We start from the raw sequence: 13,724 nt of genomic DNA, 5'->3' as shown, positions 1-13,724 counted from the left end.
GTTCTTCCGCATCATGGACTCGCAGAACTGGATCGAACGCGGCGCCGGCGCCGTCCAGGAACTGTTCTACCGGACCGTCCAGGTCTCCCGGCAGCCGGCCGGACCGGCGGCCCCTGCGGCTCGGCTCAGAGGCCGGCCGCCGCCGAGGCGATGGCCGAGGCGTACGTGCTCACCTGGGAGTAGACGCCCGGGTAGCCCGCGCGGGCGCAGCCGTTGCCCCAGCTGACGATGCCGACCTGGACCCAGCGGCCCGCCGAGTCCCGGCGGACCATCGGGCCGCCCGAGTCGCCCTGGCAGGTGTCGACGCCGCCCTGGGAGACGTAGCCCGCGCAGAGCGAGCCGGCCTTGTTCAGGCCCGGGTAGGCGGCGGCGCAGGTGGCGTCGTCGACGAACGGCACGGTGGCCTTGAGCAGGTACCGCTGCTGGGCGCCGCCCTCGCTCGCGGCACCCCAGCCCATGATGGTGAAGGTGCCGCTGTCGTACGCGGTGGAGGTGGCGATCGGCAGGGTGCCGACCGTGCTGCCGCTGATCGGCGAGGCCAGCTTGATCAGCGCCCAGTCGTTGCCGTTCTCGGCGCCGGTGAAGGACGGCGACTGGTAGACGTACGAGGAACGGGCCGTGATCGCGGTGCCGCTGCGCAGGTCGACCGCTCCCGCGGTGACGGTGATGCTGCTGTCGGCGCCGGTGCCGTCGACGCAGTGGGCGGCGGTGAGCACGATCTGCGAGGTGTAGAGCGCGCCGCCGCAGCCCATCGAGAGCCGCACCACGAACGGGAACTCGCCCTGCGCCGCCCGCGTGCCGCCGACCACGCTCGGCGACGGCGCGGGCGAGGCGGCGGCGGGCAGTACGAGCATGCCGGCGCCGAGCACCAGACCGGCCAACAGGCTCATCAGCCTGCCGAGTTGACGCATCATCGGACTCCTCCTTGCAGGTGGGGAAGACCGAGAGTGGCCCGGCGAGCGGCACCGCAGGAGGGGGTCGCCCTTGCCGGTCGAAACTGGCAGGAACACGGCAATGCCCGGTTCCGGGAGTGAAGGCCCTAAGGTGATCGCCCATGCGAGATCTTGTGGCGGGGATGAAGTACCTGGTCGAGGGCCAGAAGTGGGTGGGCCGACACGGCCGCTGGTGGGGCTTCGGGATGCTGCCGGCCCTGCTCGCCCTCGTCGGCTACGTCGTCGCGCTCGCCTTCCTCGGCGCCTGGTCGCTGGACCTCGCGGACTGGGCCACCCCGTTCGCCGACCACTGGTCCTCCCCGTGGCGGGGCCTGCTGCGCGACACGCTCGCGGCCGTCGTCTTCGGCGGCGGCCTGCTGCTCTCCCTGCTCACCTTCACCGCCGTCACCCTGCTGGTCGGCCAGCCCTTCTACGAGGCGCTCTGCGCCGAGGTCGACGAGACCGAGGGCGGCGCGCCCGCCCCGCCGGACACCGCGCTCTGGCGGGAGTTGCTGATCGCGGTGCGCGACAGCGTGGCCGTCCTGGTGCGGGTGGCCGGGTTCGGCGTGGTGCTGTTCGCCTGCGGGTTCATCCCGGTGGTCGGGCAGACGGTGGTCCCGGCGCTCGGCTTCCTGGTGTCCGGCTTCTTCCTGACCGTCGAGCTGACGGCCGTCGCCCTGCAGCGGCGCCGGGTGCCCCAGCCGGAGCGGATCCGGCTGCTGCGCGCCCGGCTCGGGCTGGCGCTCGGCTTCGGCACGCCGCTGGTGCTGGCCTTCCTGGTGCCACTGGTCACCGTGCTCGCCATGCCGGGGGCCGTCGCCGGCGCCACCCTGCTGGCCCGCGACCTCGTCCCGACCGCACCGGAGGAGCCGGAGGAGCCGGAGGAGGGGGAGCACGAGCACGGCCCGGCCGCCGGCCACTCCGCCGTCCCCGACCTCTCGGTCTTCTCCGGCACCCCCGCCCGGCCCGTCCCGGGCAACCCGTACGCGAGCTGAGGCCGTCACCGAGCGGTCACGCTGCGCCGACCTCGCCCCCGCGCACGTGTGAGCCCGCCCACAGGGGGAGCGCCGTCCACGATCCCCGATAGTGGACGGCCACCGGCAAACCCCCGGCCCGCGGCCGGCGGGGCGCCCCGGCCGGACCGCGCGCCGCCGCGCCCCGCCTGAAGAACACAGGCCACCACGGCTCACACCCTGTCGATCGGGCGTCGCGCGCCGCCCTCGCCCCCTGGGCGGCCAATCCGGACAAACCGCCACAAAGACCTCGCCATGTCCGGCCACGACCACCCCGCAGCCACGATCCGGCGTAGTAGCGAACGCCTTTGCCAGCCGTCCCCGGCCCTGCCAAGAATGGCCCGTCGCCAGGCAGCGCAGCCGACCACCCCCTGCCGCCGCGCAGCCCGCCCGCCCCGCCGCTTCCGCCGGGGCGCCACGGCCGTCCAGGGCGGCCGCACGGGCCCCGCTCACCCGGAGCCCCGCGATGCCCCGCCCCCGGTGCCACCGGCACGGCCCCCGACGGAGAAGGATCGTCCGCCCCATGCAGCTCAGCCATGCCCGCCGCAACTCCCTGATCACCGGAGTCGCCACCCTCGTGGTCGCGAGCGCCGCCACCGCCGCCCTCGCCCTCCCGCAGGCCGGGAACAGCACCGAGGCCGCCCCCGTGGCCGCCGTCGCGGTGGACAGCGTGCCGGTCGCCGACCAGGTCCAGGCCGACACCGCCGCCGCCGACCAGGCCGCCCAGGACGCCCAGGCGAAGGCCGACGCGGACGCCGCCGCCCAGAGCCAGGCCCAGGCCGAGGCGGACGCCAAGGCCAAGGCCGACGCCGAGGCCGCCGCCTCCCGCTCCCAGGAGCGCCAGAACCTCAACAGCGCCCCGGCCGCCTACTCCGGCACCCCGCAGCAGATCGCCGCGCAGATCGTCCCGGCCGGCCAGCTCCAGTGCTTCAGCAACATCGTGTTCCGCGAGAGCAGCTGGAACCCGCTCGCGGTCAACGCCTCCTCCGGCGCCTACGGCCTGGTCCAGGCCCTGCCCGGCTCCAAGATGGCCTCCGCCGGCGCCGACTGGCGCACCAACCCGGCCACCCAGATCAAGTGGGGCCTGAACTACATGAACACCCGCTACGGCAGCCCCTGCGCGGCCTGGTCGTTCTGGCAGACCCACCACTGGTACTGATCCGGCGAACCGGGACAATGGCTCCTTTCCCGAACACGGCGAACGGAGCCCTTGTGGGTACGCACTACCTGGTGGATCCCGAGGTCGCCGGAGGACTCGGACCGGAGACCGTCATGGACTCCACCACCCATCCTCCGAAGGTCTCGCGACTCCACTATGAGGTCATCGACTGGCTGGGCGACTCCATCGTCCAGACCTTCCCCTGCCACCTCGTCCTGCGCGGCGTCGCGCGCCGGTTCGCGGCGGAGGGGTTCACGGGATTCCGCACGGGCGAGGCGACCGTCTCGGCCTCCGAGGACTTCCACGAGCTGAATCCCGGAGGCGAGGTCCCGGACCTCGTGTGGCTGCTCGTCGACGGGGAGCCCGGTGTGGCCGACCTCGGGCTCACCGACCGGGCGCGGCTCGTCGTCAGCGAGCGGGTCCTCGACGTCCTGAAGTCCGGGACTCTCGACGCCGGCACCTTCTCGCCGTGGCCGGTCTGATCGCCGGTCACCGCATCGCCGCAGGTCGGAGCGGGCGTGGACACGTCCGGAAGGCCGCGTGAAGATATGGCGCGCACTCGTACGATTTGCCACTGATTGCTCGGAATTACGGACCGTCAGGGCTTTGCCACGGTTCGCAGGCCCTCTTACGCTCCGGCGTCATGCCCTCACCCCTGATCAGCGTCGTGCTCCCCGCGTACGACCAGCACGGACAGCTCGCCGACTGCCTGGACTCGCTGCTCGCGCAGTCCCTGGCCGACATCGAGGTGATCGTGGTCGCCGACCGCTCCCCCGAGACCGCGGGCGGGCTCGCCGACGCGTACGCGGCCCGGCACCCGCGGGTGTCGGTGCTGCACCTGAACGCGGCGGTCGGGGTCGGGGCGAGCCGGAACGCGGGGGCGGCGCGGGCCGTCGGCGAGTACCTGCTGTTCCTGGACGCCGACCACCTGCTGCCCCGGGACGCGCTCCACGCGCTCACCGACCGGCTCCGGCAGACCGGCCCCGTGGACGTGCTGCTGTTCGGCCACTCCCGCCGGCACCAGGACCGGGACTGGCCGGGCGGGGCCGAGGCGCTGCTCGCCGAGGCCGGCCCCGAGCCGTTCGCGCCCTTCGACCGGCCCGCGCTGTTCGGCGCGCCGCCGCTGATCTGGGACCGGCTGGTCCGCCGCGGGCACTGGGCCGAGCTCGGCCTGGCCTTCCCGCCCGGCCGCTATGAGGAGGTCCCGGTGGCGCACGCGGCGCTGCTCGGCGCCCGGAAGGCCGCCGTGCTGGCGCGCGAGTGCGTCCAGCTGCGCCGCCGGGAGACCGTCCACCCGGCGGGCGGCCCGGGCAGCGGCGTCTTCGACCTGTTCGAGCAGTACGAGCGCAGCTTCGCCCTGCTGGAGGACCAGCCGCACCTGTACGCGGTGCGCGACGCGCTGTTCGTCCGGATGATCCGGCACTACCTGTTCGTCTTCGACCTGGCCGGCTGCGTCACCCGCGCCGAGCGGCCGCAGTTCTTCCACCGCGCCGCCGAGCACCACCGCCGCTTCCAGCCGCCCGGGCACCGCCGGCCGGGCGGCCGCGAGGGGATCAAGTTCTCGCTGCTGGCGGGCGGCGCCTACCCGGCCTTCGAGGTCGCCAAGCTGTCCCACATCGCGCGCGGCACCCTCACCGGGCGGAGGTAGCGGAAGCAGCCGGAGGAACGCCCACCCGGGTGAGGCGGGCGCCGCGCCCGGTTCCCGTGGCGCCGCGCGGCTGCGATCATCGGCGGAGCCGTCGCCGCACCCGCCCGGGAGGTCCCTGGTGAGCCGTCCGTCCGCCGTCCCCGGGGCCGAGCTGGCCCGTGAGCTGGCCGCCGTGCTGCGCGGCGAGGTCCGCTTCGGCGCGGCCGAGCGCACCGTCTACAGCCAGGACGCCTCCAACTACCGGCAGTTGCCGCTCGGCGTGGTCAAGCCCGCCGACCTCGACGACGTCCGCACCGCCCTGGCGCTCTGCCGCGCCCACCGGGTGCCGGTGGTGGCGCGCGGCGCCGGAACGAGCATCGGCGGGCAGGCGATCGGCCCGGGCGCGGTGGTGCTGGACTTCCGCCGCCACCTGGGCTCGGTGCTGGAGATCGATCCGCAGGCCCGCACCGCGCGCGTCCAGCCCGGCACCGTGCTGGACGACCTCCAGCGCGCCGCCAGGCCGTACGGGCTGCGCTTCGGCCCCGACCCGTCCACCCACAGCCGGTGCACCCTCGGCGGGATGATCGGCAACGACTCCTGCGGCTCGCACTCGCTCGCCTGGGGGCGCACCGCCGACAACGTCGAGCGGCTGGAGCTGCTGCTCGCGGACGGCACCGAGCTGACCGTCGGCGGGCGGCTCACCCCGCAGGAGCGCGCCGCGCTCGCCGCGCGGCCCGGGCGGGTCGGCGCACTCCACACCGCGCTGCAGGAGTTCACCGACCGCAACCTCGCCGTCATCCGGCAGGGCATGCCCCGACTGCCCCGCCGCACCTCCGGCTACCCGCTGGACGCGCTGCTGCCCGAGCAGGGCCACGACCTGGCCCGGGCGCTCACCGGCACCGAGGGCACCTGCGCGCTGCTGCTCGGCGCCACCGTCCGGCTGGTCGAGGACCCGCCCGCCCGGGCCCTGGTGGTGGCCGGCTACCCCGACGAGGGCGCCGCCGCCGACGCCGTCCCGGCGCTGCTGCCGTACGGCCCGCTGACCGCCGAGGGCATGGCGGCCGACCTGATCGCCGCGCTGCTCGCCGCCGGGCCCCGCCCGCCCGCGCTGGACCGGCTGCCCGCCGGCGAGTGCTGGCTGTTCCTGGAGACCGGAGGCGACACCCCGGTGGCCGCCTACCAGGCCGCCCGCCGGCTCGCCGACGCGGTGCGCCGGGAACGCTCGGCCACCGTCGCCCTGGTCACCGACCCGGTCGAGCAGCGCCAGCTGTGGGCCGTCCGGGAGGCCGGCGCCGGGATCGTCACCCGGCTGCCCGGAGGCGGCGAGGCCTGGCCCGGCTGGGAGGACTCCGCCGTCCCGCCCGAGCGGCTCGGCGACTACCTGCGGGACCTGCGCGCCCTGCTGCGCCGGCACAGCCTGCACGGCGTCCCGTACGGGCACTTCGGCGACGGCTGCGTGCACCTGCGGATCGACTTCCCGCTGGACGAGCCCCAAGGAGTGCTGGTCTTCCGGGAGTTCCTGGAGCAGGCGGCCGATCTGGCGGTCTCGTACGGCGGTTCGCTCTCCGGCGAGCACGGCGACGGACAGGCCCGCGCGGAGCTGCTGCCGCGCATGTACCCGCCCGAAGTGATCGACCTGTTCGGCGAGTTCAAGCGGATCTGGGACCCGGAGAAGGTGCTCAACCCGGGCGCCCTGGTCGATCCCCGCCCGCTCGACGCCGACCTGCGCTTCGTCACCGCCCCGCGCCGCCCACTGCCGCTGGCCCTCCCGTACGAGCAGGACGGCGGCAGCCTGGTCAAGGCGGTGCACCGCTGCGTGGGCGTCGCCAAGTGCGTGGCGCCGGGCAGCGGGGTGATGTGCCCGAGCTACCTGGCCACCGGCGAGGAGCGGCACTCCACCCGGGGGCGGGCCCGGCTGCTCGCCGAGATGCTGCGCGGGGACGCCGTCCCGGACGGCTGGCGCTCGCCGGAGGTGCGGGAGGCGCTGGACCTCTGCCTGAGCTGCAAGGGCTGCGCGAGCGACTGCCCGGTCCACGTCGACATGGCGACCTACAAGTCCGAGTTCCTGTACCAGCACTACCGGCACCGGCCGCGCCCGCTCGCGCACTACTCGATGGGCTGGCTGCCGCTCTGGCTGCGGGCCGTCGCGCTCGCGCCGGGGGCCGCCAACGCGCTCGTCCGCTCCCGGGCCGGCGGGCCGCTCAAGCGGCTCGGCGGGATCGACCGGCGCCGGGTGCTGCCGGTCTTCCCGCCGGAGACCTTCACCGCCTGGTACCGGCGGCACCGCGCCGCGCACCCGGCCCCGGCGGGCGCCCTGCCGGTGCTGCTGTGGCCGGACACCTTCTCCGACCACCTCCAGCCGAACGTGCCGCGCTCGGCCGTCGCGGTGCTGGAGCACCTGGGCTTCGACGTCCGACTGCCCTCGGGCCCGGTCTGCTGCGGCCTCACCTGGTACTCCACCGGCCAACTCGGCACCGCCCGGCGGGTGTTGCGGCGTAGCCTGCGCGCGCTGGCGGACGCCCGGGTCCCGGCCGGCACCCCCGTGGTCGGCCTGGACCCCAGCTGCACGGCGACCCTGCGCGAGGACCTGCCCCGGCTGCTCGGCGCGCCGGGCCGCCCGCTCGCCGAACGCACCCGCACCTTCGCCGAGTTCCTCGACGAGTACGCCCCCGACGCCCCGCTGCCCCCGGTCCGGCTGGACGCCCTCACCCAGACCCACTGCCATCAGCACGCGGTGCTCGGCAGCACCGCCGACCGCCGGGTGGAGGCTCGGCTCGGCCTGAACAACCGGGTCCTGGACGCCGGTTGCTGCGGCCTGGCGGGGAACTTCGGCTTCGAGCGCGGCCACTTCGAGGTGTCCGAGGCGATCGCGGAGCGGGTCCTGCTGCCCGAGGTCCGGGCCGCCGGGCCGGGGACGGTCGTCCTGGCGGACGGCTTCAGCTGCCGCACCCAGATCGCCCAACTCGCCGACGGGCGACAGGCCCTGCACCTGGCAGAGCTGATCGCCCGGGAGCTCCCGGGCGAGTCCTGAAAGCCCGTTCCTGAAGCCCTTCCCGAAGGCTTCTCCCGAAAGCCGGTGCGCGGTTCAGGCGTGCGCCGCGAGGAAGGCCCCGGCGTGCGCCGCGGCCTCCTCCCTGGTCGGGTGGCCGGCGGCCGCCTCGCCGGGCGCGCCGTCGGCGCCGATGGCCGTCCAGCGCCAGCCGCCGGCCGCCGTATCCTCGGTCAACTCGGCCGTTCCGCCGAACAGTCGGAGCGATCCGGGCCGCGCCACCGGACGGCCGACCGCCTCCGGCCACTTCTTCCGGGCGCCCTGCCGGGTGATGCCCCAGGCGGCACCGAGCTGCTCGTAGCTGGCACCGTAGGAGCCCGCGGTGGCGGCCGCGCCCTCGGTGAGCCGCTTGACCTCGGCGTCCACCAACTTCCAGGCGGACAGCACGGAGAGGGCGACCTCGACCGGCTCGGCGTTCCACGTCCGGTCCACGGGCAGGCCGGTCGCGCGGGCGCGCACGGCGGCGGCGAGGGGACCAAGGGCATCGAGAAGGGCCTTGGCCAGCTCGGCCTGTTCCTCATGGGTGATCTCCACAGCGGTCATGGCGACAACCTTAGTTGTCGGACGGGCCAGCGACAACCAGAGTTACCGACGGAATCGGTCCACGGGGTTCGCGTCCCGCCGCTCCGGCGCGAACGGGATCCCGGAGGAGAACCCCCGGAGGCCCACCGCCAGCGCCTCCCCCAGGAAGCCCACGCCCATCGACAGCTGGATCGGCCGGGCGTCCGGCGCGAGGCCGAAGTGCTCGGCGAGCACGGCGAACCCGGCCATCACGGCGAGCGACACCGCCGCGACCAGGAAGGTCCACCCGCTGTAGCGCTGCCACAGCACCCCCTCCCGTTCGTAGACCCGGACGGTGGCACCGCGCGCCGCGCCCAGCGCGATGCCGAGCGCGGCACCCGCCGCGATCCAGCCGTGGTCGGCCGCACCGAGGTCGTGCCGCTCGACGAGCGTCCACGCGCCGATGGCGGTGAGCACCACCGCCGGCCCGAAGAGGTCCCGGACGTTGAGCGGCTCGCCGCGTAGCCTCCGGATCACCACCACCACGACCACGGCGGCGATCAGCCCCGCGTGCACCCAACCGTTCATCCCCGGCCCCCTTTGTAGCCCGACTGTGCTAAATCAGCAATTTAGCTCGGCCGTGCTATAACGGCAACATGCCGAAGATCGTCGACCCCGCCGAACGCCGCCAGGCCGTCGCCGACGCCGTCCTGCGCGTCGCGGCCCGCGAGGGGCTCGAACACGCCTCCCTGCGCAACGTCGCCGAGGAGGCCGGCCTGGCCGTCGGCTCGGTGCGGCACTACTTCGCCGGCAGCTCCGAACTGATGATCTTCGCGATGCGCGAGCTGGCCCAACGGATCGAGGCCCGCATCCGGATCCACGCCGCCGCCCTGCTCGACCCGGCCCGCGGCACCGACCCGCACGAACGGACCGGCCGACGCGAACGGACCGTTCGACTGCTCGCCGAGACCCTCCCGCTGGACGCCGGGCGCCGCGAGGAGTCCGCGCTCTGGCTCTCCTTCGTCACCGCCGCCCGCACCCGGCCCGAACTGCGCCCCCGCGCCGCCGAACTACAGTCCGGTCTCGACGAGTTGGTCCGGCGCGTCCTCATCGAGTCCGAGCGCACCGGCGGCACGGCCCCCGGCCTCGACCTCGACCTCGAGACCCGCCGACTCTCCGCCCTGCTGGACGGCCTCACCCTCCAGGCCGTCCAGCACCCCGACCTGATCGGCCCGGACGAACTGCGCGCGGTGCTGCGCCGCCACCTCGACACCCTGGCCGCTCCGCCCTCCTGACAGCGCGTCGGCACCCCCGGCACAATGGCGCGATGACCCTCACCACCGCCGAGGCCGACAAGCTGCTGGCCGACCACTTCGCCCCCTGGGTGCAGGACCTGGGGCTGTCGACCGTCGAAACCGGCGAACGCCACGCCGTCCTGCGGCTGCCCTGGTCCGACCGGCTCGCCCGCGAGGGCGGCGGACTGTCCGGCCAGGCGCTGATGGCCGCCGCCGACACGGCCTGCGTGATCGCCCTCTCCGCGGCCCGCGACGGCTTCGGCCCGATGACCACCGTCCAGCAGTCCACCACCTTCCAGCGCGCCGTTCTCACCCAGGACGTCCTGGCGCACGCCCGGATCACCAAACTCGGCCGCCGGATCGCCTTCCTCGACGTCACCCTCACCCCCGTGGGCGCCGAGGAGCCCGCCGCCCACGCCACCACCGTCTACGCCCTGGGGTGACCGCACCGCCGCCCGGGCCGGGCCCTCGCCCGCGGTGCACGGCCGCGCCGCGCCGGCAGCCCGAGCGGCACGGCGGCCCGACCCCACCGCACGACCGAGGCCCCGCCCAACCGTGCGGCGGGGTCCGTGGCCCGCACGCCCCCGGTGCGGCGTCAGCCCTGGGCGGCCCCCGCCGGCGCCCGCTCCGCACAGACCGCCGAAACGAACTCGGCGAGCCGCGCCTGCGGCAGGCCGCGCGCGATGTCCGCCTCGCTGATCATGCCGACCAGCTTGTGCTCCGGGTGGTTGATCACCGGCAGCCGGCGCACCTGGTACTGCTCCATCACCCGCAGCACCTGCTCGCAGTCCTCGTCCGCCTCCACCGTCATCGGCCGCCCCTGCGCCAGCTCGCCCGCCGTCACCGACGCCGGGTCGCGCCCCTCGGCGACGCAGCGCAGCACGATGTCGCGGTCGGTCACGATGCCCAGCAGCTTGTCGTTCGGCCCGCAGATGGGCAGCGCGCCCACGTGGCGCTCCCGCATGATCCGGGCGGCGGCCGCGAGCGTCTCGTCCTCACGGATGCACTCCGCGCCCGGGTGCATGATGTCGCTGGCTCTGGTCATGGTCCGCCTCCTGACCTGGCTTCCCTGTCCCCTCGTCCATCGTGGTCCGGGCCGGTGGCCGACGCCACCGGGGCCGTCAGCCGCCGTCGCCCCCGTCCGTACGGCCATCCTGGTCCGCACCGCCGCCCGGCTCGACCCGGCCGTCCGGCGACTCCCCGCCGCCCAGTGGAGAGCTGTCCAACACCTCCTCCAGAGGCGGGAGTTCGTGCTTGGGCGGCTCGGGAGGTCCGAGCTCCTCCTCCGGGACCTCGCCGCTCTCCACCGCTTCCTCCACGACCTTCGCCCCGGCCGCGGCCGCAGCGGCCGTCAGCAGGCTCCGCTGCTGGACCTCCGTCGCGCTGTCCAGGAAGCGCAGCAGCTCCACCGGGAAGGGCAGCACCAGCGTCGAGTTCTTCTCCGCCGCCACCTCCACCACGGTCTGCAACAGCCGCAGTTGCAGCGCCGCCGGGGTCGCGCTCATCACCGCCGCGGCCTCCGACAACCGCTCCGAGGCCTGGTACTCGCCGTCCGCCGTGATGATCCGGGCCCGCCGCTCACGCTCGGCCTCCGCCTGCCGGGCGATCGAGCGCTTCATCGACTCCGGCAGCGCGACGTCCTTGATCTCCACCCGGTCGATCTCGATGCCCCAGCCCAGCGCCGGGCTGTCGATCATCAACTCCAGCCCCTGGTTGATCGGTTCGCGGTTCGCCAGCAGGTCGTCCAGCTCGCTCTTGCCGATGATCGAGCGCAGCGAGGTCTGCGCGACCTGGGAGATCGCGAAGTTGTAGTCCTGCACGTTGACGGTGGCCTTCACCGGGTCCACCACCCGGAAGTAGACCACCGCGTCCACCCGCACGGTCACGTTGTCCCGGGTGATGCCCTCCTGCGCCGGGATCGGCATCGTCACGATCTGCACGTTCACCCGGCGCAACCGGTCCGCGACCGGCAGCAGCGCCACCAGCCCGGGATCGCGCACCTCGTCGCGCACCTTCCCGAAGCGGAACACCACGCCCTTTTGGAACTGCTGCACGACCCTGATGCTCATGCCCGCCCAGAGCGCCCCCAACCCGGCGAGCCCGGCCAGGGCACCCAGCACCGCATCGACGATCATCGCGGCCTCCTTGCGGCCTGCGCGCACACCGGCGCGTCCGGCCGCCGCCGACCCGGACCGGCCGGGGACCGCCAGAGCAACTGATTCCACGCTACGCCTGCCCGGCCCGCGCCGGTTCGAACATATTCCGGCCCCGACGCACCCCGGCCCCGGCGGCTCTAGGATCTCGACCATGCCGCCCCTGGCCGTGCCCCCGTCCCCCGCCGGTGACCCCGCCGACGACCCCGACGACCCCCGCCACCCCGCCGCGGCGGCCGCCCGGGCCGACGGACTCACCCCGCTGGACCGCGTCGTCACCGGCTGCCGGGCCTGCCCGCGCCTGGTGGCGTGGCGCGAGGAGACCGCCCGGACCAAACGCCGCGCCTACCAGGACTGGGACTACTGGGCCCGCCCCGTCCCGGGCTTCGGCCCGCCCGACGCCCCACTCGTCCTGGTCGGCCTCGCCCCCGCCGCCCACGGCGCCAACCGCACCGGCCGGATCTTCACCGGCGACCCCTCCGGCGACCTCCTCTACGCCGCCCTCTACGACCTCGGGCTCGCCAACCGCCCCGAGTCCGTCCGCCACGGCGACGGCCTGGAACTCTTCGGCGTCCGGATCACCGACCCGGTCCGCTGCGCCCCGCCGGACAACAAGCCCAGCACCGCGGAACGCGACACCTGCCGGCCGTGGATCACCCGGGAGCTGGAGCTGATGCGCCCCACCGTGCGCACCGTCGTCGCCCTCGGCGGCTTCGCCTGGCAGGCGATGCTGCCGGTGATCGCGGACGCCGGCTGGCTCGTCTCCCGCCCCCGCCCCGCGTTCGGCCACGCCGCCCTGGCCCGCTTCCCCGCCCACGACGGCGGCCCGGAACTGCGGATGTACGGCTGCTACCACGTCAGCCCGCGCAACACGAACACCGGCCGACTGACCCCCACGATGCTCCACGACCTGCTCCGCGAAGCCGCCCGCTCCGCAGGGCTCGCACCCCGGTAGGGAACCCGACGGAGCCGGCCGAACCGCGGACCCGCCACCCCCTCGGCGGCCCCCGCCCGCGACGCACGGGCCCGGTCACCCGCCAGCCCGACCGAACCCGGCCCGGGCGGGGGCGTGACGCGCCCCCGCCCAGCCCCGGAGACCCGCGCGGAACCCGACGAGGACACCGGCCCCGGACCACCGGCATACGGCCGCGACCACGCCGGCCCGCGCAGCACGAACACCGGCCGCCACCATCTCGGCCCCGACGGCGAGGGGCAGTCCTGCGGCGACCGCCACCGGCCCGGTCCCGGTGGCTCGCAGCTCGGTGGCGCGCAGCTCGGTGGCGAGTTCCTCCGCCTCGGCGCGGCAGTGGCCGGCCGACCCCCAGCGCGCCCTTCCAGGCGCCGACCCCCCGGGCAGGCGGCCGCGCCGGGGCACCGGCCGGTGCCCCTCACCCGAACCGGGCCAGCTTCCGCTTGCCGGCCCGCCGCCAGACCTCCGGCAGCCGCAGACGGGCAGCCTCCTCGGTGGCCAGCCGGCGCCCGTACAGGACCCCGTAGCCGAAGGGCTCCACGCCGCTCGCCGCCTGGGCGGCCAGGGTGGCCGCCGCGACCACCGCGTCCTGGTGCTCCCCCAGCACGTCCTGGACGGCCTTCATCCGCTCGGTGTAGCGCTCGGCCCGGGCGCCGACCGCCGGGGCGGCGGTCTCGCCGGCGTATCGGGCGCGCTTGGCCGCCTTGCGGGCCGCGTGGAGGGCGGGGGCCCGCTCCCCGGGGGCGGCGGCGAGGGCGGCGCGGACGCGCTCGGCGGTGCGGCGCTGTTCGCGGGCGGCGACGCGGGAGAGCTCCGGCAGGGCGTCGCGGGCGGCCCGGCGCCGCAGTGGCGGGTCGGCGAGGAGGGCGGTGAGGGCCTCGCCGAGGGCCCGGCGGCGCGGGCTGTCGAGAGCGGCCACCACCTCGGGCCAGACCTTCCGGTACTCGGCCGCGCCCCACCGCTCCAGCGCGGCGGCGACCCGCTGGGGCTCGCACTCGGCGGGCAGCCCGCGGGCCTCGGCGGCC

The 13,724-nt window shown here is 75.3% G+C and carries 14 protein-coding genes; 8 read left to right on the top strand and 6 right to left on the bottom strand.

From position 1 onward, the window contains the following. Nucleotides 1-125 precede the first annotated feature (125 nt). Entirely contained in the window at nucleotides 126-911 is a 786-nt protein-coding gene (locus AB0E96_RS28885) for a serine protease (protein ID WP_359828590.1), read from the bottom strand. 143 nt (nucleotides 912-1,054) lie between these two features. Between AB0E96_RS28885 and AB0E96_RS28880 the strand changes: the two genes are divergently transcribed. The 5 genes from AB0E96_RS28880 (at nucleotide 1,055) to AB0E96_RS28860 (ending at nucleotide 7,762) form a co-directional block, all read left to right on the top strand. Then, nucleotides 1,055-1,927 (top strand): EI24 domain-containing protein, encoded by an 873-nt coding sequence (locus tag AB0E96_RS28880; protein WP_359828588.1) that lies wholly within the window; start codon nucleotides 1,055-1,057, stop codon nucleotides 1,925-1,927. A 541-nt stretch (nucleotides 1,928-2,468) separates the two neighbouring features. After that, entirely contained in the window at nucleotides 2,469-3,104 is a 636-nt protein-coding gene (locus AB0E96_RS28875; RefSeq protein ID WP_359828587.1) for a transglycosylase SLT domain-containing protein, read from the top strand. 53 nt (nucleotides 3,105-3,157) lie between these two features. Beyond that, nucleotides 3,158-3,586, top strand: coding sequence for a hypothetical protein (locus tag AB0E96_RS28870; RefSeq protein WP_359828585.1), 429 nt, complete (start codon nucleotides 3,158-3,160; stop codon nucleotides 3,584-3,586). Between the two features lie 161 nt (nucleotides 3,587-3,747). Next, on the top strand, nucleotides 3,748-4,752 hold the full coding sequence (locus AB0E96_RS28865; RefSeq protein ID WP_359828584.1) for a glycosyltransferase family 2 protein: 1,005 nt from the start codon (nucleotides 3,748-3,750) through the stop codon (nucleotides 4,750-4,752). A 118-nt stretch (nucleotides 4,753-4,870) separates the two neighbouring features. Beyond that, on the top strand, nucleotides 4,871-7,762 hold the full coding sequence (locus AB0E96_RS28860; protein WP_359828583.1) for an FAD-binding and (Fe-S)-binding domain-containing protein: 2,892 nt from the start codon (nucleotides 4,871-4,873) through the stop codon (nucleotides 7,760-7,762). 54 nt (nucleotides 7,763-7,816) lie between these two features. On the opposite strand, the gene AB0E96_RS28855 is transcribed toward AB0E96_RS28860, so the two are convergent. Both AB0E96_RS28855 and AB0E96_RS28850 read right to left on the bottom strand, forming a co-directional pair. Continuing rightward, a complete protein-coding gene (locus AB0E96_RS28855; protein ID WP_359828582.1) occupies nucleotides 7,817-8,323 on the bottom strand; it encodes a hypothetical protein in 507 nt (168 codons plus the stop codon). Nucleotides 8,324-8,365: 42 nt separating this feature from the next. After that, nucleotides 8,366-8,869: a DUF1453 domain-containing protein gene (locus AB0E96_RS28850; RefSeq protein WP_359828581.1), complete on the bottom strand. Its 504-nt coding sequence runs from the start codon at nucleotides 8,867-8,869 to the stop codon at nucleotides 8,366-8,368. A gap of 68 nt (nucleotides 8,870-8,937) precedes the next feature. Here AB0E96_RS28850 and AB0E96_RS28845 point away from each other — a divergent pair, with 68 nt between their 5' ends. Then, nucleotides 8,938-9,576 (top strand): TetR family transcriptional regulator C-terminal domain-containing protein, encoded by a 639-nt coding sequence (locus AB0E96_RS28845; protein ID WP_359828580.1) that lies wholly within the window; start codon nucleotides 8,938-8,940, stop codon nucleotides 9,574-9,576. 32 nt (nucleotides 9,577-9,608) lie between these two features. Continuing rightward, entirely contained in the window at nucleotides 9,609-10,019 is a 411-nt protein-coding gene (locus tag AB0E96_RS28840; protein WP_359828579.1) for a PaaI family thioesterase, read from the top strand. Nucleotides 10,020-10,171: 152 nt separating this feature from the next. On the opposite strand, the gene AB0E96_RS28835 is transcribed toward AB0E96_RS28840, so the two are convergent. Continuing rightward, a complete protein-coding gene (locus tag AB0E96_RS28835; RefSeq protein WP_359828578.1) occupies nucleotides 10,172-10,621 on the bottom strand; it encodes a CBS domain-containing protein in 450 nt (149 codons plus the stop codon). 76 nt (nucleotides 10,622-10,697) lie between these two features. Further along, the gene (locus AB0E96_RS28830) at nucleotides 10,698-11,711 is read right to left on the bottom strand and encodes a slipin family protein (protein WP_359828577.1); all 1,014 of its coding nucleotides are present in this window, start codon (nucleotides 11,709-11,711) and stop codon (nucleotides 10,698-10,700) included. Nucleotides 11,712-11,883: 172 nt separating this feature from the next. Between AB0E96_RS28830 and AB0E96_RS28825 the strand changes: the two genes are divergently transcribed. Continuing rightward, nucleotides 11,884-12,684 carry a uracil-DNA glycosylase gene (locus AB0E96_RS28825; RefSeq protein ID WP_359828576.1) on the top strand — a complete coding sequence of 267 codons (801 nt, stop codon included), beginning with the start codon at nucleotides 11,884-11,886 and terminating at the stop codon, nucleotides 12,682-12,684. 433 nt (nucleotides 12,685-13,117) lie between these two features. On the opposite strand, the gene AB0E96_RS28820 is transcribed toward AB0E96_RS28825, so the two are convergent. Further along, nucleotides 13,118-13,724, bottom strand: a 607-nt coding sequence (locus AB0E96_RS28820; protein ID WP_359828575.1) for a CHAD domain-containing protein, incomplete at its 5' end; no start/stop codon positions are given.

Source organism: Kitasatospora sp. NPDC036755, assembly GCF_040636595.1.
In the GTDB taxonomy this organism is placed as follows: domain Bacteria; phylum Actinomycetota; class Actinomycetes; order Streptomycetales; family Streptomycetaceae; genus Kitasatospora.
Note: the sequence above shows the minus strand (reverse complement) of the source record. Positions and strands in the feature narration are given on the sequence as shown.

What these genes read in the sequence shown, in the direction of transcription:
- AB0E96_RS28840 (WP_359828579.1), top strand. Translation starts at nt 9,609, where the DNA reads ATGACCCTCACCACCGCCGAGGCCGACAAGCTGCTGGCCGACCACTTC.
- AB0E96_RS28845 (WP_359828580.1), top strand. Translation starts at nt 8,938, where the DNA reads ATGCCGAAGATCGTCGACCCCGCCGAACGCCGCCAGGCCGTCGCCGAC.
- AB0E96_RS28865 (WP_359828584.1), top strand. Translation starts at nt 3,748, where the DNA reads ATGCCCTCACCCCTGATCAGCGTCGTGCTCCCCGCGTACGACCAGCAC.
- AB0E96_RS28880 (WP_359828588.1), top strand. Translation starts at nt 1,055, where the DNA reads ATGCGAGATCTTGTGGCGGGGATGAAGTACCTGGTCGAGGGCCAGAAG.
- AB0E96_RS28885 (WP_359828590.1), bottom strand. Translation starts at nt 911, where the DNA reads ATGCGTCAACTCGGCAGGCTGATGAGCCTGTTGGCCGGTCTGGTGCTC.
- AB0E96_RS28855 (WP_359828582.1), bottom strand. Translation starts at nt 8,323, where the DNA reads ATGACCGCTGTGGAGATCACCCATGAGGAACAGGCCGAGCTGGCCAAG.
- AB0E96_RS28875 (WP_359828587.1), top strand. Translation starts at nt 2,469, where the DNA reads ATGCAGCTCAGCCATGCCCGCCGCAACTCCCTGATCACCGGAGTCGCC.
- AB0E96_RS28830 (WP_359828577.1), bottom strand. Translation starts at nt 11,711, where the DNA reads ATGATCGTCGATGCGGTGCTGGGTGCCCTGGCCGGGCTCGCCGGGTTG.
- AB0E96_RS28835 (WP_359828578.1), bottom strand. Translation starts at nt 10,621, where the DNA reads ATGACCAGAGCCAGCGACATCATGCACCCGGGCGCGGAGTGCATCCGT.
- AB0E96_RS28825 (WP_359828576.1), top strand. Translation starts at nt 11,884, where the DNA reads ATGCCGCCCCTGGCCGTGCCCCCGTCCCCCGCCGGTGACCCCGCCGAC.
- AB0E96_RS28850 (WP_359828581.1), bottom strand. Translation starts at nt 8,869, where the DNA reads ATGAACGGTTGGGTGCACGCGGGGCTGATCGCCGCCGTGGTCGTGGTG.